This is a genomic window from Pseudomonas sp. 25 R 14 (assembly GCF_900004755.1).
In the GTDB taxonomy this organism is placed as follows: domain Bacteria; phylum Pseudomonadota; class Gammaproteobacteria; order Pseudomonadales; family Pseudomonadaceae; genus Aquipseudomonas; species Aquipseudomonas brenneri.
Window position 1 is genome coordinate 430,217 of record NZ_CVTS01000065.1, and the last position, 16,975, is coordinate 447,191.

Sequence of the window (16,975 nt, forward strand, 5' to 3'; positions counted from 1 at the left end):
CGCGCTATTCAAGACGATTACGCACGGCAGCGACAGCGCTATAGACCTGGTCCCGCACGCGGCCTGCCGGATCGCGGAGCGTCAACACCACACGCACACTGCGGATCAGCGAGTCATCATCGGGATCGCTGTCATACCGGGTCACGACACTGGAGCCAGGCTGGCTAGCCACCCCGAAGCTCAACTCGAACGCCCCCACGTTATCCACCAGCACTGCCTTGGCGGGGGATGCCGGAGTGCTTAGTTTCAGTTGCCCCGACTCAAAGCTGTAGGTCAGTTTGCGTACGGGAAAAGCGATCTGCCCGGCCCCTGGCTTGGATGGCAGCCCCGAATAGGCCTTGGCGCTGTCGACACAATTGCTGAGCACCGTCCAGTCTGGCCGACTGCCCGGGCTACCGACATCGCTGGTAACCAGTGTCAAGCTGGTTGAGGCACCATTGACCACCACGCTGACCGGCCTGGAAAAATCAGCAGGCGCCTGAGCAATCAAAGGCAGGGACAGGCAACCGAACATCCCCGCCAGACGAATCTCCTGGATCATCTTGCCCAGGACAAATCGACCCTCATCCTGCAATAACGCCGACGCGTGCTGGCTGGCAGCGGTGCTTTGCGCCGCCAATGTTATCTGGACGGCCGCCAGGACCACGATCAGCCCCAAGCTCGCCGCCAGCAATACTTCGACCAGCCCAAACCCCGTACTGGAGCGCCTCATCGCGCAGGCCTCGGGTCAACCGCGACACGACTGGTCAGGGTGAATGTTTCACGGGTATTACCAGCATTGGCTGCGCGCGAATCATCCCAACTGATACTGATGGTGACTTCACGCTGATTGATCGCAATCGATCCTTTGGCGGTATCGCCGGCAAAGTGACTGATATTGGCCTCGAAGTCGTGCAAATCCAGATCCCGGACACTCGCGGCCACGGTGGTGGTGAGCGCAACATCGCCGCTCTCCCAGGCGTAGTCGGCACCGGCATTGGCGCGGATCCGGTCGAGCATGTCATAGGCAATGAAACTCGCCTGGCTGATCATCCTGGAGCTGTCGGTGTACTTGAGCACATTCAACTGGATCAGCCCGACCCCAAGCAGGCCAACGCCGAGAATCAGCAGCGAGACCAGCACTTCGATCAGGCTCATGCCGACCTGCCGGGTGGCACCAGAGGGGGCACAAGACGTTGCCGGGCAAGCGCGCATAGCCATCGTCATCCTTGTCGAGGGTCATCGAAACGGCCGAAATAGCCGTGTGTTGCCCAAGACTAGCGCCACACTCGCAGCCGCGCCGCCCCTAGGAATAAAGGGAAATACTTTGGACAGGAAGGCCATCACTGCACGGACGTAGACCACCGCTATAACTAGTACAGCCACAGCCCAATGAACTGTCCATGGAGGGACGAGGTATGAAACAACGCGGTTTCACATTGATCGAGTTGCTGTTCGGATTGATCTTCAGCGGCATCCTGGCACAACTGGCAGTACCCAGTTTCAAGAGCCTGCTGGACTCACAAACACGACTGAGCACGGCGCAGACCCTGGCGTCCGGCCTGCGCTACGCCCGCACCCAGGCCATTGCACGCAATCGAACGGTGATCATCCATGCACGGGATGATGACTGGAGCCGAGGCTGGAAGGTGGTGGTGGACATGAATGGGCGCGGCCATCTGGACGACGACAACCCGGTATTGCTGGAGCGCCAGGACAATGGACGGATCCCCATCATCGGCAATACCCCGGTGCGCACGCAGATTCGCTTCAGCGGGTTGGGCGAACCCCTGCTGGCTGCGGGAGGGTTTCGCGCCGGCACTGTGCATGTGTGCTCAACGGACCAGCCGTTGAGCCTGCATCAGGTGGTGCTGGCGCCCACCGGTCGTATCAGCCTGCGCAGCGACAAGACCGAGCAGGCCTTGTGCCGGGGGTACGATGAACTGGGGCTCAGAGCAGCGAACGAACCCGCAGCTCCTTGGGCATGGAAAAAGTGATGTTTTCTTCACGCCCTGCCAACTCGTCGGCACCTGTGGCGCCCCACGCCTGCAACTGCTGGATCACGCCCCGCACCAGGACTTCCGGCGCCGAGGCGCCTGCCGTGATACCGATACGCTCGATACCGTCGAACCAGCTGCGCTGCAAGTCTTCGGCACCATCGATCAGGTACGCCGGGGTGGCCATGCGTTCAGCCAGTTCACGCAGACGATTGGAGTTGGAGCTGTTGGGGCTCCCCACAACCAGCACCACGTCACATTCGTCGGCCAGTTGCTTGACGGCATCCTGGCGGTTTTGCGTGGCGTAGCAGATGTCGTCCTTGCGTGGCCCACCAATGGCGGGGAAACGGGTACGCAGGGCGTCGATGACACGGCTGGTGTCATCCATAGACAAGGTGGTCTGGGTCACGAATGCCAACTTTTCAGGGTTATGCACTTGCAACTCGGCGACGTCTTTTTCGTCTTCCACCAAGTAGATCGCGCCGCCATTGCTGGCGTCGTACTGGCCCATGGTGCCTTCGACTTCCGGGTGGCCGGCGTGGCCGATCAGGATGCACTCACGGCCGTCGCGGCTGTAGCGCGCCACCTCGATATGCACCTTGGTCACCAGCGGGCAAGTCGCGTCGAACACTTTCAGGCCCCGGCCTGCTGCTTCTGTGCGTACAGCCTGGGAAACACCATGGGCGCTGAAAATGACGATAACGTCATCTGGTACCTGATCCAGCTCTTCGACAAAAATCGCGCCGCGAGCTCGCAGGTCTTCGACCACGAACTTGTTGTGGACCACTTCATGACGCACATAGATCGGCGGCCCGAAGACTTCCAGGGCGCGATTGACGATTTCGATCGCCCGGTCCACACCAGCGCAGAAGCCACGGGGGTTGGCGAGTTTGATTTGCATGCTGTGCCTCGTGTCTTGCCATGTAGGAGCGAGCTTGCTCGCGAAAATTTCACAGACACCGCGATCATTCAGGATGTCAGCATTATCGGTGAAGACCTTCGCGAGCAAGCTCGCTCCTACAGTAGGCCGGAATCGTCAGTTAGAGCGCTTTAACGTCGAAGATTTCAACATCAAAGGTCAAGGTCTTGCCGGCCAGCGGGTGGTTGAAATCGATGGTCACTTGAGTGTCATCGAAGGTTTTTACCACGCCGGGCAGCTCGGTATTCGCCGCATCATTGAAGATCACCAGCAAGCCTTCCGACAGTTCCATATCCTGGAACTGCGAACGCGGGATGATCTGTACGTTTTGCGGGTTGGGCTGGCCAAAGGCGTTTTCCGGGAGGATCTGCAGGGTGCGCTTGTCGCCGGCCTTGAAACCGAACAACGCAGCCTCGAAGCCCGGCAACAGGTTACCGTCGCCGACCTTGAAGGTCGCCGGGGCCTTGTCGAACGTGCTGTCGACCGTGTCGCCGTTCTCCAGGCGCAATGCAAAATGCAAGGTGACTTCCGTGTTCTGGCCAATGCGTTGTTCGGCCAATACTTGTTCAGTCATTTACGGTCTCTCCGGGTTTGTTGCCCTTGAACATATCCAGCGCCAGCATGACAGCGCCAACACAGATGGCGCTATCGGCAAAGTTGAACGCAGGGAAATAATAGCGGTTCTGCCAATGCACCAGAATGAAGTCGATCACATGGCCCAGGGCGATGCGGTCGTACAGGTTGCCCAAGGCACCGCCCAGCACCAACGCCAGGGCGATAGCCAGCCAGGTGTCATTGCGGCCCAGGCGCTTGAGCCAGACCACCAGCACCGCACTGACCACCACCGCGATCAGGGCGAACAGCCAACGCTGCCAACCACCGCTGTCAGCCAGGAAGCTGAATGCAGCGCCGGTGTTGTAGGCCAGGGTCCAGCTGAAGTAGTCAGGAATCACCACGATCTGCTGGAACATTTCCAGGGTGCCCTCGAAGTGAGCTTTGCTGACCTGGTCGATGACCAGGACCAGCAAGCTCAGGACGAGCCAGCCCAGACGTCCGAAACGGCTGGCGTTAGGCATAGTGGCGAACCTCACCAGCGCCCGAAATGTTGTCGACGCAACGACCGCAGATTTCCGGATGCTCAGGGTTCACGCCGACGTCTTCACGGCAGTGCCAGCAACGGGCGCACTTGGCGAAGGCCGACTTGACCACCTTGAGTTTGAGGCCCGGTACTTCGGTAGCGACCGCATCAGCCGGGGCCTGGGCGAATGGCGCCAGGCTGGCTGTGGAGGTAATCAGCACGAAGCGCAGTTCGTTGCTCAACTTGCCCAGGTCGGCGCTCAGGCCTTCCTCGGCAAACAGGGTGACTTCGGCTTGCAGGTTGCCACCCACGGCCTTGGCCGCACGCTGGACTTCCAGCTCCTTGTTCACCGCGACCTTGACGGCCATCACGCCTTCCCAGTACTCACGGCCTAGTTCGAAGTCAGCCGGCAATTCGGTCAGGCCTTCGTACCAGGTATTGAGCATCACGGACTCGTTCCGCTCGCCCGGCAGGTATTCCCATAGTTCGTCGGCGGTGAAGGCCAGGATCGGGGCGATCCAGCGCACCAGCGCTTCGGTGATGTGGTACAGCGCGGTCTGCGCCGAACGGCGTGCCTTGCTGTCGGCGCCGGTGGTGTACTGGCGATCCTTGATGATGTCGAGGTAGAAGCCACCCAACTCCTGCACGCAGAAGTTGTGGATCTTCGAGTAGACGTTCCAGAAACGGTATTCGCCGTAGTGTTCCTGCAACTCGCGCTGCAGCAACAGGGTACGGTCCACGGCCCAACGGTCCAGGGCGAGCATTTCCTCGGCCGGCAGGATGTCGGTGGCCGGGTTGAAGCCGGTCAGGTTCGACAGCATGAAGCGCGCGGTATTGCGGATACGACGGTAGGCATCGGCGCTACGCTGCAGGATCTGCTCCGAAACGGCCATCTCGCCCGAGTAGTCGGTCGAAGCCACCCACAGGCGCATGATATCGGCGCCCAGGGTGTCATTGACCTTCTGCGGCGCGATCACGTTGCCCAGGGACTTGGACATCTTGCGGCCGTTCTCGTCGACGGTGAAGCCGTGGGTCAGCAGTTCGCGGTACGGGGCGTGATCGTCGATGGCGCAGCCGGTCAGCAGGGACGAGTGGAACCAGCCACGGTGCTGGTCCGAACCTTCCAGGTACAGGTCGGCACGCGGGCCGGTCTCGTGACCCATCGGGTGCGAGCCGCGCAGTACGTGCCAGTGGGTGGTACCGGAGTCGAACCACACATCGAGGGTGTCGCTGATCTTGTCGTACAGCGGCGCTTCGTCGCCCAGCAGCTCAGCGGCATCCAGCTTGAACCAGGCTTCGATGCCTTCCTGTTCAACACGCTGGGCCACCACTTCCATCAACTCGACGGTACGTGGGTGCAGTTCGCCGCTTTCCTTGTTCAGGAAGAACGGGATCGGCACGCCCCAGTTGCGCTGGCGGGAGATGCACCAGTCCGGACGGTTGGCGATCATCGAGTGCAGGCGCGCCTGGCCCCAGGCCGGGACGAACTGGGTGTCTTCGATGGCCTTGATCGCACGCTTGCGCAGGGTTTCGCCGGCAACCGGCTCTTTGTCCATGCCGATGAACCACTGCGCGGTGGCGCGGTAGATCAGCGGGGTCTTGTGGCGCCAGCAGTGCATGTAGCTGTGCTTGATGGCTTCGGTGTGCAGCAGCGCACCGACTTCCGTCAATTTGTCGATGATCGGCTGGTTGGCCTTGAAGATGAACTGGCCGCCGAAGAACTCCAGCGAAGGCGCGTACACGCCATTGCTCTGCACCGGGTTGAGGATGTCATCGTTGACCATGCCATAGGCTTTGCAGGTCACGAAGTCGTCCACACCGTAGGCCGGCGCGGAGTGAACCACACCGGTACCCGAACCCAGCTCGACATAGTCGGCCAGGTACACCGGCGACAGGCGGTCATAGAACGGGTGACGGAAGTTGATCAGTTCCAGCGCGGAGCCGGTGGCGGTAGCGATCACCGAACCCTGCAGCTCGTAACGGGCCAGACAGGCCTCGACCATTTCCTCGGCCAGCACCAGCAGGCGATCACCAACGTCCACCAGGGCGTAGGTGAATTCCGGGTGCACGTTCAGCGCCTGGTTGGCCGGAATGGTCCACGGGGTGGTGGTCCAGATCACGATGGCAGCTGGCTTGGCCAGGCTCGCCAGGCCGAACGCCTGGGCCAGCTTGGCGTCGTCGGCGATCGGGAACGCGACGTCGATGGTCGAGGACTTCTTGTCTTCGTACTCGACTTCCGCTTCGGCCAGGGCCGAGCCGCAGTCAAAGCACCAGTTCACGGGCTTGAGGCCCTTGAACACGAAGCCGCCCTTGACGATTTCGGCCAAGGCACGGATTTCACCGGCCTCGTTCTTGAAATTCATGGTCTTGTACGGGTTGTCCCAGTCGCCCAACACACCCAGGCGGATGAATTCGGACTTCTGCCCTTCGATCTGCTCGGTGGCGTAGGCACGGCACAGCTCGCGGGTCTTGTCGGCACCCAGGTTCTTGCCGTGGGTCACTTCGACCTTGTGTTCGATCGGCAGGCCGTGGCAGTCCCAACCCGGGACATAAGGCGCGTCGAAGCCCGAAAGGGTTTTCGAGCGGATGATCATGTCCTTGAGAATCTTGTTCAGCGCATGACCGATGTGAATCGTGCCGTTGGCATAAGGAGGGCCGTCGTGCAGGACGAATTTCGGACGATCCTTGCCAATCTCGCGCAACTTTCCGTACAGGCCAATACTGTCCCAGCGCTGCAGGATCTGCGGTTCGCGCTGTGGCAGGCCGGCCTTCATTGGGAAGGCGGTGTCCGGAAGGTTTAGCGTGGCTTTATAGTCGGTCATTTAAGGCTCTTCATTAGCGATGGGCGCTAGGTGCGGCTAGTGCACGGGCGGCGGCGACATCCGCATTGATCGCCGTTTTCAACGCCTCAAGGGAGGCGAATCGCTGCTCTTCACGCAGCTTTTGGTGGAAAACCACCGTCAAACGCCGGTCATACAAATCCCCGGCAAAATCCAAAAGGTGAACTTCCAGGTGGGCCTTGCCATCACCTGCAACCGTAGGCCTGACACCTATATTGGCGACTCCGGGCCACGGCTGGCCGTCGATCTCGACACTCACCAGGTAGACCCCGGTCAGTGGCACGCGACGGCGCTTGAGTTGCACGTTGGCGGTTGGCGTGCCCAGTTGGCGCGCCAGCTTCTGGCCGTGCAAGACCCGCCCGGCAATCCGGAACGGGCGACCGAGCAAACGCTCGGCCAAAGCGAAGTCGGCAGCAGCCAGGGCATTTCGCACCTGGGTGCTGCTCACGCGCAGACCGTCCAGTTCAACGGTTTGCGCGGCTTCGACGGTAAAACCCTGGGTTACGCCGGCTTGTTGCAGGAAATCGAAATCCCCTACCCGGTCGCAACCGAAGCGGAAGTCGTCACCGACCTCCAAATGCTGCACACCCAAGCCATCGACAAGGATACGGTCGACGAACTCGGTGGCGCTGAGACTGCGCAAACGCTGGTTGAAGGCCAGGCACAGAACCCGGTCCACGCCTTCTTCGGCCAGCAACTGCAGTTTGTCCCGCAGGCGGGCCAAACGGGCCGGGGCCGTCTCGGGAGTGAAGAACTCACGGGGCTGCGGCTCGAAAATCACCACGCAGCTGGGCACGCCCAACTCGACTGCACGCTCGCGCAGCCGCGCCAGGATAGCCTGGTGGCCACGGTGAACACCGTCAAAGTTGCCAATAGTGGCGACGCAGCCCCGATGCTCGGGGCGCAGGTTGTGGAGACCTCGAACCAGCTGCATAACGCGCTTCTTGCTCATAAAGTGGTCGATTATAACCACACCCGGCCCCGGACGACAGGCAACAGCACAGGCCAAGTGATTCGAATCGAAAAAACAGCCAGCTTATTGTTGATTGCGATCAATTCAGCGCCTTGCGATTGAAATCCCGCAGACGGAAGCCCAGCAGCAATAACATGCCAAAGTAGGCGATCACCCCGGCCACGACCAGCAGGCCCAGGCGCAGGAATCGCTCCAGCATCTGCCCTTCGTCCCACGCGGGCATCCAGTGCATCAGCCCCAGCAATACCGCCGACATCACGGCCACGGCCAACAGCAACTTGAGGGCAAACACGCCCCAGCCCGGTTGCGGCTGGTACATTTTTTGTTTGCGCAGTTGATAAAACAGCAGGCCGGCGTTGATGCAGGCGCCGGCGCTGATCGCCAAGGCCAGGCCCGCGTGAGCCAGCGGCCCGATAAATATCAGGTTGAACAGTTGGGTGACCACCAGGGTGAAAATCGCGATTTTCACTGGAGTCCGGATGTTTTGCTGGGCGTAAAAACCCGGCGCCAACACCTTGATCACAATAATCCCCAGCAGGCCCACCGAATAAGCGATCAGCGCACGTTGGGTCATCAAGGCGTCGAAGGCGCTGAACTGGCCGTACTGGAACAACGAAACGGTCAGCGGCTCGGCCAGGATCCCCAGGGCCAGGGCGCATGGCAGCACCAACACAAAGCACAGGCGCAGGCCCCAGTCGAGAATGCGCGAGTATTCATGGCGATCCTTGCTGGCATAGGTACGCGCCAGGGTCGGCAGCAAAATGGTGCCCAACGCCACGCCCAGCACGCCGGAGGGCAATTCCATCAGGCGGTCGGCGTAATACATCCACGACACGGAGCCAGAGACCAGCAGCGAAGCAAACGCGGTGTTGATGATCAGGGAGATCTGGCTGACCGACACCCCGAGAATCGCCGGCAGCATGTTTTTCATCACGCGCCACACGCCGGTATCCTTGAGATTGAGGCGCGGCAACACGAGCATACCGATCTTTTTCAGGTGCGGCAGTTGGTACAACAGTTGCGCCAGGCCACCGGCCAGCACTGCCCAGCCGAGCGCCATGACCGGCGGATCGAAATACGGCGTGAGGAACAGGGCAAAGATGATCATGCTGACGTTAAGCAGGGTCGGCACAAACGCCGGCACCGAGAAACGGTTCCAGGTATTGAGGATCGCGCCGGCCAGGGACGACAGGGAAATCAGCAATATATAAGGAAAGGTCACCCGCAGCAGATCACTGGTCAGGGCGAACTTTTCCGGGGTGTTGGCAAACCCGGGTGCCGTGGCCCAGATAATCCAGGGCGCGGCGAGCATCCCGGCGATGGTCACCAACATCAGCACCAGCGTCAAAAGACCCGAGACATAGGCAATGAATGTGCGGGTGGCCTCTTCGCCTTGCTGGGTCTTGTACTCCGCCAGAATCGGCACAAATGCCTGGGAAAACGCACCCTCGGCGAAGATCCGCCGTAGCAGGTTGGGCAGCTTGAACGCGATAAAGAAGGCATCCGTGGCCATGCTCGCACCAAAAATACGCGCGATGAGGGTGTCACGCACAAACCCCAGAACCCGGGAAATCATCGTGATAGAGCTGACAGCGGCCAACGACTTGAGCAGATTCATTGAAAGAGTTTTTGCCTATAGATAAAGAGCAGGCGAACAAAGCGCCTACTTATGCGATACTACGCGCCTGCAACAGCACAGAGCCAAAGCTCGCGAGTTTACAGGTCAAGCGCCGGAAATAAATCACCCGCCTCTTCAGATCGACCACTCAGCAGTTCGCATCAGCCGCCCTTGACAAGACTTCAACTCATCGGCATGATTCGCGGCCTATTTTGTTTGCTATTTCCTAAAAAGTCTTTCGAGGAGCTCGACGGTGGCCAACACACCTTCCGCCAAAAAACGTGCAAAACAGGCTGAGAAGCGTCGCAGCCACAACGCCAGCCTGCGTTCCATGGTTCGTACCTACATCAAGAATGTAGTTAAGGCCATCGACGCAAAAGACGCTGCTAAAGCTCAAGCTGCTTACGTTCTGGCCGTGCCAGTTATCGACCGCATGGCCGATAAAGGCATCATCCACAAGAACAAAGCTGCTCGCCATAAAGGTCGTCTGAATGGCCACATCAAGGCTCTGAACCTTGCTGTTGCAGCCTAAGCGATAAGCTTGTTAAAAAACCGACCCCAGGGTCGGTTTTTTATTGCCTACGATTTATGCCACGCCCCAAAAAATATGGGAGCTGGCTTGCCAGCTCCCACATAAAGCAACACCGCACCACCAGGCTTACTGCGCGCCAGGCCACGGCAGGATCGGAATTGCCGTCACCGCATTCTGCGGGCTGCCTTCGATCAGGCGGTCGCTGTAGACCAGGTACACCAGGGTATTGCGCTTCTTGTCGAGGAAACGCACCACTTGCATGGTCTTGAACACCAGCGATGTGCGCTCCTTGAACACTTCGTCGCCATCCTTGAGCTCACCCTTGAAGCGGATTGGCCCCACCTGGCGACAGGCAATCGATGCCTCGGCGCGGTCTTCGGCCAGACCCAGGCCACCTTTCACCCCGCCCGTCTTGGCCCGGGACAGGTAGCAGGTCACGCCATCCACCTTGGGATCATCAAAGGCTTCGACCACGATCCGATCATTCGGGCCGACAAACTTGAACACGGTCGACACCTGACCAATCTCTTCAGCCGAAGCCAGCAACGGCACCGCCATCAGCAGGCCGAGCAACCCCTTCATTACACGCATCGATATGCTCCCTTTAGACCAGAATCAGGTTATCGCGGTGAACCAGTTCTGGCTCAGCCATGTATCCCAACAGACCGACAATCGACTCAGACGACTGCCCAATGATTTTCTGCGCCTCCAGGGCGCTGTAGTTGGCCAGGCCACGGGCAATCTCACGCCCATCCGGCGCCACGCACACCACCATTTCACCCCGACGGAAACTGCCCTGGACCAGCTTGACCCCCACCGGCAGTAAGCTCTTGTTGCCCTGGGACAACGCCGAAACAGCCCCCGCATCCAGCACCAAGGTGCCGCGCGTCTGCAAATGGCCAGCCAGCCACTGTTTGCGCGCCGCCAACATGCCGCGCTCAGGCGACAGCAGCGTACCGATGCGCTCGCCCGCCTTGAGGCGATCCAGCACGCGCTCAATGCGCCCACCGACAATGATCGTATGCGCACCGGAACGGGCCGCCAGGCGCGCCGCGCGCAGCTTGGTCTGCATGCCACCACGCCCCAGCGCACCGCCGACACTGCCCGCCACCGCATCGAGCGCCGGATCATCGGCCCGCGCCTCGTAAATCAGCTGGGCATCTGGGTTGTTGCGCGGATCGGCATCGAACATGCCATCGCGATCCGTGAGAATCACCAGCAGGTCCGCTTCCACCAGGTTGGCCACCAGCGCGGCCAGGGTGTCGTTGTCGCCAAAACGGATTTCGTCGGTCACCACAGTGTCGTTCTCATTGATCACCGGGATCACCTTGAGCTCGACCAGGGCACGCAAGGTGCTGCGGGCGTTGAGGTAGCGCTTGCGGTCAGACAGGTCATCATGGGTCAGCAGAATCTGCGCAGTATGGCGACCATGCTCGGCGAAGCTGGATTCCCAAGCCTGCACCAACCCCATCTGGCCAATCGCCGCTGCAGCCTGCAATTCATGCATCGCGCTGGGTCGCGCGGTCCAGCCGAGGCGGCTCATCCCGGCGGCAACCGCCCCGGACGACACCAGCACCAACTCGACACCTGCCTCATGCAAGGCCACCATCTGCTCAACCCAGACGCTCATGGCCGCACGATCCAGCCCCTTGCCATCCGCCGTCAGCAACGCACTACCGATCTTCACGACCCAGCGTTGCGCACCCGTCACTTTGCTCCGCATCATCTTCAACCTTAGATTGAGGGCCGCGCGACCCAGCGCCGCCCATAACGTTATTCGTGACTACCGATTTCCAGATACTAAAACGCCGCTCGATTGAGCGGCGCTTAAGTTTATCGCAACGGATCAGTCACGCACGTAAATGATTTCCGGACCATCTTCATCATCCACGTCTTCCTCGTCCCAATCATCGTCACCGATGTCATGGACCGACTTGACGCCACTGCGACGCAGGGCACGCTGGTCATCCAGCGCCTGCAATTGCGCGCGTGCCTCGTCTTCGATGCGCTGGTCAAGATCCGCCAGTTCGGCCTTGTAGACCGGGTCGGCAGCCAGGCGATCTGCACGATCTTCCAGGTAGCGCATGATGTCACGGGTCAGACGCTCCGTGCCTTCTTTGGCAATGGCCGAGATCACGTAGACCGGACCTTCCCACTGCAGGCGGTCAACGATTTCCTTGACCCGCTCTTCGTGCTCCTCTTCGAGGATCTGGTCGCACTTGTTCAGCACCAGCCAACGATCACGCTCAGCCAGGGACGGGCTGAACTTGGCCAGCTCGTTGACGATCACTTCGGCAGCGTCCGGGGCACTGGTTTCATCCAGCGGCGCCATATCGACGAGGTGCAGCAACAGACGGGTACGGGACAAGTGCTTGAGGAAGCGAATCCCCAGGCCAGCGCCATCGGAAGCACCTTCGATCAGGCCCGGAATATCCGCGACCACGAAACTCTTCCAGCGGTCGACACTGACCACACCCAGGTTCGGCACCAGGGTGGTGAACGGATAATCAGCCACTTTCGGCTTGGCCGCAGACACCGAGCGAATGAAGGTACTTTTGCCGGCGTTTGGCAGGCCCAGCAGGCCAACGTCCGCCAGCACTTTCATTTCCAGCTTCAGGTCACGCTGCTCACCCGGTTTGCCCGGCGTAGTCTGGCGCGGCGCACGGTTGGTACTGGACTTGAATCGGGTGTTACCCAGACCGTGCCAGCCACCCTGCACAACCATCAGCTTCTGGCCGGCCTTGGTCAGGTCGCCGATCACTTCCTGGGTCGCGGAGTCGATGATCGTGGTGCCGACCGGTACGCGCAGCACCATGTCCTCACCTTTTTTACCGGTGCAGTCGGTGCTGCCGCCGTTGGAGCCACGCTCGGCATCGAAGTGCCGGGTGTAACGGTAGTCCACCAGGGTATTGAGGTTTTCGTCGGCCATCATATAGATGGAACCGCCATCACCACCGTCGCCGCCGTTCGGGCCACCGTTTTCAATGAACTTTTCGCGACGGAAACTCATGCAACCGTTACCGCCGTCGCCTGCTTTTACTCGGATAGAAACTTCATCAACGAACTTCATAACAAAACGCCTCTCGCCGCACGGACGAGCTTAAGAAACCAAGACATAAGACTCTTGCAAAAATGAGCGCAGCGACCTCAATCGACGACTGCAAATCCCGCCGCCTTCGCCCACCACAAACAGCTTTGCAAGAGACTCACCCCACAAACGAAAAAGCCCCGTCGCAAGACAGGGCTTTTCCAGCGAGCTCGCAATTAAGCCGAGACAACGCTCACGTAACGGCGGTTGAACGCGCCTTTTACTTCAAACTTGATCACGCCTTCGATTTTCGCGAAGAGGGTGTGATCTTTACCCATGCCTACACCGTAACCGGCGTGGAATTGGGTGCCGCGCTGACGCACGATGATGTTGCCCGGAATGATTTTCTGGCCGCCATACATCTTAACGCCAAGGCGTTTGGCTTCTGAGTCGCGACCGTTACGGGTACTACCACCAGCTTTTTTGTGTGCCATGAGTCAATTCTCCTAGTGAGGAATTAGGCTGAAATTAAGCCTGAATACCGGTGATTTTGATCTCGGTGTACCACTGGCGGTGGCCCATACGCTTCATGTGGTGCTTACGACGACGGAACTTGATGATGCGGACTTTATCGTGACGACCTTGGGAGATCACTTCAGCCACAACGGTAGCGCCAGCAACAACTGGAGCGCCGATGTTCACGTCATCGCCATTGGCGACCAACAGAACGCGATCAAAAGTAACGGATTCGCCGGTAGCGATTTCCAGTTTTTCGATCTTCAGGTATTCACCTGGGGCGACCTTGTATTGCTTGCCACCAGTAACAATTACTGCGTACGACATGGTATTTCTCCGATAATCCTGCTCACCCAGCGCTTTATAAGAAGAGGTATTGGCTGGCATGGCTGCATGGGATGGACGTCCCGAATGCAATTGCGTAAGGCAGGTGCTGCCCAGGAAGTTCAGGGTGCGCGATTGTACGCAAGCTGTGGAAGGCTTGCAAGTAGCCGCCAGTCGCCGTGAAAGCGTAGCGAGCGAAGGGAAGACAAGGAAAAAACAGGCGAGGAAGCGGAGTTTACTGGTTGTAAATGAGCATTCCGAGCCTGTTTTTGACGCAGGATTACCGAGCGCAGTAGCTTTCACGGTGACTGGACGCGCCTTGACACCCGAAGGCGCGGGTCCTAGCATGCCGCGCAACCCTTCTGGAGCGACTGTCGCTGATGCAACCCCAAGCTTTCTACCGCGCGGTGGCGGACGATTTTAGCGCCGTCGACGGCATCATCAAGAAGCAGCTGACTTCTAAAGTGCCGCTGGTCTCCAAAATTGGCGACTATATTACTTCGGCCGGCGGCAAACGCCTGCGTCCTTTATTAGTGTTGCTGTGTGGCAAGGCCCTGGGTCGTGAAGGCGATGACCTGCGCCTGCTGGCCGCCACTATCGAGTTCCTGCACACCGCCACCCTGCTGCACGACGACGTGGTCGACATGTCCGGTATGCGCCGTGGTCGCGAGACCGCCAACGCCATGTGGGGCAACGCACCCAGCGTGCTGGTGGGCGACTTCCTGTATTCGCGCTCGTTCGAAATGATGGTCGAGCTGGGCTCGATGCCCGTGATGAAGATCCTGTCCCAGGCCACGCGCATCATCGCTGAAGGCGAAGTGCTGCAGCTGTCCAAGGTGCGGGACGCGAGCACCACCGAAGAAACCTACATGGAAGTGATTCGCGGCAAGACCGCAATGCTCTTCGAAGCCTCGACCCACAGCGCAGCCGCTCTGTGCGAGGCGACCGCCGAGCAGGCCGAAGCCTTGCGCACCTTTGGCGATCACCTGGGCGTGGCCTTCCAACTGGTGGATGACCTGCTCGATTATCGCGGCGACGCCGAAACCCTGGGCAAGAACGTCGGTGACGACCTGGCCGAAGGCAAGCCGACCCTGCCGCTGATCTACACCATGCGCGAAGGCACGCCGGAACAGGCAGCCCTAGTGCGCAAGGCGATCCAGAAAGGTGGCATCGAAGACCTGGAAAGCATCCGCGCAGCCGTGGAGGCCTCTGGCTCGCTCGACTACACCGCACAACTGGCCCGCGACTACGTCGCTCGCGCCATCAAATGCCTGGAAGCCCTTCCAGCCAGCGAATACCGGGATGCCCTGGTGGAGCTGAGTGAGTTTGCGGTAGCCCGTACTCACTGATTGCGCCAACTGTAGGAGCGAGCTTGCTCGCGAAAAACGTCAACGATAACGCGCTGATTCTGGCTTTACGCGGTGTTCTTGAGTGCTTCGCGAGCAAGCTCGCTCCTACAGCGTTGATCCCTTTGCGCTAAAACCCTATATAATGTGCGACTTTTAGCCATCCTGACTTTCAAGGAGCCTTAGTGAGCACGTTGCCACCCTGCCCAAAATGCAATTCCGAATACACCTACGAAGACGGCGCCCAGCTGATCTGCCCGGAATGCGCCCATGAGTGGTCCGTCGGTGGTGAAGCCGAGGCAGCCAGCGATGAAACCGTGAAGAAAGACTCCGTCGGTAACGTCCTGCAAGACGGCGACACCATCACCGTGATCAAGGACCTCAAGGTCAAGGGCACCTCGCTGGTGGTCAAGGTCGGTACCAAGGTCAAGAACATCCGCCTGTGCGATGGCGACCACGATATCGACTGCAAGATCGACGGTATCGGCCCGATGAAACTCAAGTCTGAGTTCGTCCGCAAGGTCTGACCGGCCTGCCTCCATCCCGTGCCTCGCGCGGGATGGTGCCTCACCCTCCCCGCATCGCCCTCCCCAATAGCAAAAGGCCAGCCCTTTTGACCCTGCACAATGCCCACACAGAAAAACCAGGAAATTACCAATAGGGACTTGCTATTCCTTGAATAAGAATTATTCTCATTGAAACCTTTTCAAGGAGATGCGACCCATGACTTATTTGATTGATGCCTGGCTGGACCGTCCGCACCCTTACCTGCGGATCCTTCATCGGGAAACCGGGGAAGTGTGTGCCGTGCTGGAAGAAGAAGCGCTGAGTGAACTACAGGACCAGGGCGACCTGGACGTCAACGGCCTGAGCTCCAGTGAGCCTGGGGTGTTGAAAGAGGTGGTAAGGAACCTGTTTCTGTTCTGCTATGCCCGAGCATTGCGCCCGGTGACGGAGCTGCATGGCAAATTTCACCCATGAGCCACCCTGCAAAACACTGTAGGAGCGAGCTTGCTCGCGAAGGTATCAAAGGCACCGCGTTAATCCAGGAACTACGCGTTATCGTTGACGCCCTTCGCGAGCAAGCTCGCTCCTACAGGTAATTCAGCAGAAGGTCTTACAGAACGTCGAGCAGCTCGACGTCAAAAACCAGAACGCTGTGCGGCGGAATGCTGCCAACGCCTTGTGCGCCGTAGGCCAGTTCGCTCGGCACGTACAGGCGCCATTTGCTGCCGGCATTCATCAGTTGCAGGGCTTCGGTCCAGCCAGCGATCACGCCGCCGACCGGGAATTCTGCCGGCTGGCCACGCTCGTAGGAGCTGTCGAACACAGTGCCGTCGATCAGGGTGCCATGGTAGTGGGTACGCACCTGGTCTTCACGGGTCGGCTTGGCGCCGTCACCGGCTGTCAGCACTTCAAACTGCAGGCCGGAAGCCAGAGTGGTGATGCCATCACGCTTGGCGTTTTCAGCCAGGAACGCCAGGCCAGCGCCAGCTGCTGCTTCAGCCTTGGCTGCTGCTTCGGCTTGCATGATGTCGCGGATCACTTTGAAGCTGGCAGCCATTTGTTCCTGGTCAACACGGCTTGGCTTGCCGCCGAACGCGTCGGTCAGGCCGGTCAGGATCGCGTCCAGGTTCACGCCCGGTGGCGGGTTGTCGCGCAGTTGGTCGCCCAGCTGGCGGCCAATGCCGTAGCTGACGCGGGTTTCGTCGGTGGACAGATTGACTTCGGACATGGAAAGGCTCCGCTGTAGGACAACCGCAAAGGCCTGCAAAAGCGCAGTTTCTGCGTGTCATCCAAACTAAAAGGGCGAGCAGACTAGCAC

The 16,975-nt window shown here is 59.6% G+C and carries 19 protein-coding genes; 5 read left to right on the plus strand and 14 right to left on the minus strand.

Annotation, left to right across the window (positions count from 1 at the left end):
- Positions 1–4: 4 nt before the first annotated feature.
- A complete protein-coding gene (locus tag BFQ03_RS25230) occupies positions 5–712 on the minus strand; it encodes a PilW family protein (protein ID WP_065944243.1) in 708 nt (235 codons plus the stop codon).
- Entirely contained in the window at positions 709–1,194 is a 486-nt protein-coding gene (gene pilV / locus BFQ03_RS25235) for a type IV pilus modification protein PilV (protein ID WP_032861887.1), read from the minus strand. Before pilV ends, BFQ03_RS25230 begins: the two co-directional genes overlap by 4 nt.
- A 203-nt stretch (positions 1,195–1,397) precedes the next feature.
- Here pilV and BFQ03_RS25240 point away from each other — a divergent pair, with 203 nt between their 5' ends.
- A complete protein-coding gene (locus tag BFQ03_RS25240; RefSeq protein WP_065944244.1) occupies positions 1,398–1,976 on the plus strand; it encodes a GspH/FimT family pseudopilin in 579 nt (192 codons plus the stop codon).
- Here BFQ03_RS25240 and ispH read toward each other — a convergent pair.
- The 6 genes from ispH to murJ form a co-directional block, all read right to left on the minus strand.
- Positions 1,930–2,877 carry a 4-hydroxy-3-methylbut-2-enyl diphosphate reductase gene (gene ispH, locus BFQ03_RS25245; RefSeq protein WP_065944245.1) on the minus strand — a complete coding sequence of 316 codons (948 nt, stop codon included), beginning with the start codon at positions 2,875–2,877 and terminating at the stop codon, positions 1,930–1,932. The two genes, BFQ03_RS25240 and ispH, sit on opposite strands and share 47 nt — an antisense overlap.
- Before the next feature lie 139 nt (positions 2,878–3,016).
- Entirely contained in the window at positions 3,017–3,454 is a 438-nt protein-coding gene (gene fkpB / locus BFQ03_RS25250) for an FKBP-type peptidyl-prolyl cis-trans isomerase (protein ID WP_174553312.1), read from the minus strand.
- Between the two features lie 7 nt (positions 3,455–3,461).
- Positions 3,462–3,971: a signal peptidase II gene (gene lspA / locus BFQ03_RS25255; protein WP_065944246.1), complete on the minus strand. Its 510-nt coding sequence runs from the start codon at positions 3,969–3,971 to the stop codon at positions 3,462–3,464.
- Positions 3,964–6,795 (minus strand): isoleucine--tRNA ligase, encoded by a 2,832-nt coding sequence (ileS, locus tag BFQ03_RS25260; protein WP_065944247.1) that lies wholly within the window; start codon positions 6,793–6,795, stop codon positions 3,964–3,966. Before ileS ends, lspA begins: the two co-directional genes overlap by 8 nt.
- A 13-nt stretch (positions 6,796–6,808) precedes the next feature.
- The gene (gene ribF / locus BFQ03_RS25265; RefSeq protein WP_029292040.1) at positions 6,809–7,747 is read right to left on the minus strand and encodes a bifunctional riboflavin kinase/FAD synthetase; all 939 of its coding nucleotides are present in this window, start codon (positions 7,745–7,747) and stop codon (positions 6,809–6,811) included.
- Between the two features lie 118 nt (positions 7,748–7,865).
- Positions 7,866–9,404, minus strand: coding sequence for a murein biosynthesis integral membrane protein MurJ (gene murJ, locus BFQ03_RS25270; RefSeq protein ID WP_065944248.1), 1,539 nt, complete (start codon positions 9,402–9,404; stop codon positions 7,866–7,868).
- Between the two features lie 253 nt (positions 9,405–9,657).
- On the opposite strand from murJ, the gene rpsT reads away from it, so the two are divergent.
- Positions 9,658–9,936, plus strand: a complete 279-nt coding sequence (gene rpsT / locus BFQ03_RS25275) for a 30S ribosomal protein S20 (protein WP_032861879.1) — start codon at positions 9,658–9,660, stop codon at positions 9,934–9,936.
- Positions 9,937–10,062: 126 nt separating this feature from the next.
- Here the strand turns inward: rpsT and BFQ03_RS25280 are convergent, their stop codons facing one another.
- The 5 genes from BFQ03_RS25280 to rplU form a co-directional block, all read right to left on the minus strand.
- A complete protein-coding gene (locus tag BFQ03_RS25280; protein ID WP_032861878.1) occupies positions 10,063–10,527 on the minus strand; it encodes a CreA family protein in 465 nt (154 codons plus the stop codon).
- A 13-nt stretch (positions 10,528–10,540) separates the two neighbouring features.
- Positions 10,541–11,659: a glutamate 5-kinase gene (proB, locus tag BFQ03_RS25285; RefSeq protein ID WP_032861877.1), complete on the minus strand. Its 1,119-nt coding sequence runs from the start codon at positions 11,657–11,659 to the stop codon at positions 10,541–10,543.
- A 123-nt stretch (positions 11,660–11,782) separates the two neighbouring features.
- Positions 11,783–13,006, minus strand: coding sequence for an Obg family GTPase CgtA (cgtA, locus tag BFQ03_RS25290; RefSeq protein WP_032861876.1), 1,224 nt, complete (start codon positions 13,004–13,006; stop codon positions 11,783–11,785).
- 194 nt (positions 13,007–13,200) lie between these two features.
- Entirely contained in the window at positions 13,201–13,458 is a 258-nt protein-coding gene (gene rpmA, locus BFQ03_RS25295; RefSeq protein WP_029292052.1) for a 50S ribosomal protein L27, read from the minus strand.
- A 34-nt stretch (positions 13,459–13,492) separates the two neighbouring features.
- Positions 13,493–13,807 carry a 50S ribosomal protein L21 gene (rplU, locus tag BFQ03_RS25300; protein WP_003176051.1) on the minus strand — a complete coding sequence of 105 codons (315 nt, stop codon included), beginning with the start codon at positions 13,805–13,807 and terminating at the stop codon, positions 13,493–13,495.
- Positions 13,808–14,184: 377 nt separating this feature from the next.
- Between rplU and BFQ03_RS25305 the strand changes: the two genes are divergently transcribed.
- From BFQ03_RS25305 to BFQ03_RS25315, 3 genes are all read left to right on the plus strand, one after another.
- Positions 14,185–15,153 carry a polyprenyl synthetase family protein gene (locus BFQ03_RS25305; protein WP_032861875.1) on the plus strand — a complete coding sequence of 323 codons (969 nt, stop codon included), beginning with the start codon at positions 14,185–14,187 and terminating at the stop codon, positions 15,151–15,153.
- 182 nt (positions 15,154–15,335) lie between these two features.
- Complete coding sequence (locus BFQ03_RS25310) at positions 15,336–15,677, plus strand: zinc ribbon domain-containing protein YjdM (RefSeq protein ID WP_032861873.1); 342 nt, start codon at positions 15,336–15,338, stop codon at positions 15,675–15,677.
- A 196-nt stretch (positions 15,678–15,873) separates the two neighbouring features.
- A complete protein-coding gene (locus BFQ03_RS25315; RefSeq protein ID WP_032861871.1) occupies positions 15,874–16,131 on the plus strand; it encodes a PA4570 family protein in 258 nt (85 codons plus the stop codon).
- 136 nt (positions 16,132–16,267) lie between these two features.
- On the opposite strand, the gene BFQ03_RS25320 is transcribed toward BFQ03_RS25315, so the two are convergent.
- On the minus strand, positions 16,268–16,885 hold the full coding sequence (locus tag BFQ03_RS25320) for a BamJ family beta-barrel-assembly machinery protein (protein ID WP_032861870.1): 618 nt from the start codon (positions 16,883–16,885) through the stop codon (positions 16,268–16,270).
- Positions 16,886–16,975 lie beyond the last annotated feature (90 nt).

Coding starts and splice junctions, on each gene's coding strand:
- BFQ03_RS25315 (WP_032861871.1), top strand. CDS start 15,874: ATGACTTATTTGATTGATGCCTGGCTGGACCGTCCGCACCCTTACCTG.
- lspA (WP_065944246.1), bottom strand. CDS start 3,971: ATGCCTAACGCCAGCCGTTTCGGACGTCTGGGCTGGCTCGTCCTGAGC.
- BFQ03_RS25320 (WP_032861870.1), bottom strand. CDS start 16,885: ATGTCCGAAGTCAATCTGTCCACCGACGAAACCCGCGTCAGCTACGGC.
- rplU (WP_003176051.1), bottom strand. CDS start 13,807: ATGTCGTACGCAGTAATTGTTACTGGTGGCAAGCAATACAAGGTCGCC.
- cgtA (WP_032861876.1), bottom strand. CDS start 13,006: ATGAAGTTCGTTGATGAAGTTTCTATCCGAGTAAAAGCAGGCGACGGC.
- BFQ03_RS25280 (WP_032861878.1), bottom strand. CDS start 10,527: ATGCGTGTAATGAAGGGGTTGCTCGGCCTGCTGATGGCGGTGCCGTTG.
- ileS (WP_065944247.1), bottom strand. CDS start 6,795: ATGACCGACTATAAAGCCACGCTAAACCTTCCGGACACCGCCTTCCCA.
- proB (WP_032861877.1), bottom strand. CDS start 11,659: ATGCGGAGCAAAGTGACGGGTGCGCAACGCTGGGTCGTGAAGATCGGT.
- rpmA (WP_029292052.1), bottom strand. CDS start 13,458: ATGGCACACAAAAAAGCTGGTGGTAGTACCCGTAACGGTCGCGACTCA.
- BFQ03_RS25240 (WP_065944244.1), top strand. CDS start 1,398: ATGAAACAACGCGGTTTCACATTGATCGAGTTGCTGTTCGGATTGATC.
- BFQ03_RS25230 (WP_065944243.1), bottom strand. CDS start 712: ATGAGGCGCTCCAGTACGGGGTTTGGGCTGGTCGAAGTATTGCTGGCG.
- ispH (WP_065944245.1), bottom strand. CDS start 2,877: ATGCAAATCAAACTCGCCAACCCCCGTGGCTTCTGCGCTGGTGTGGAC.
- murJ (WP_065944248.1), bottom strand. CDS start 9,404: ATGAATCTGCTCAAGTCGTTGGCCGCTGTCAGCTCTATCACGATGATT.
- BFQ03_RS25305 (WP_032861875.1), top strand. CDS start 14,185: ATGCAACCCCAAGCTTTCTACCGCGCGGTGGCGGACGATTTTAGCGCC.
- pilV (WP_032861887.1), bottom strand. CDS start 1,194: ATGCGCGCTTGCCCGGCAACGTCTTGTGCCCCCTCTGGTGCCACCCGG.
- ribF (WP_029292040.1), bottom strand. CDS start 7,747: ATGCAGCTGGTTCGAGGTCTCCACAACCTGCGCCCCGAGCATCGGGGC.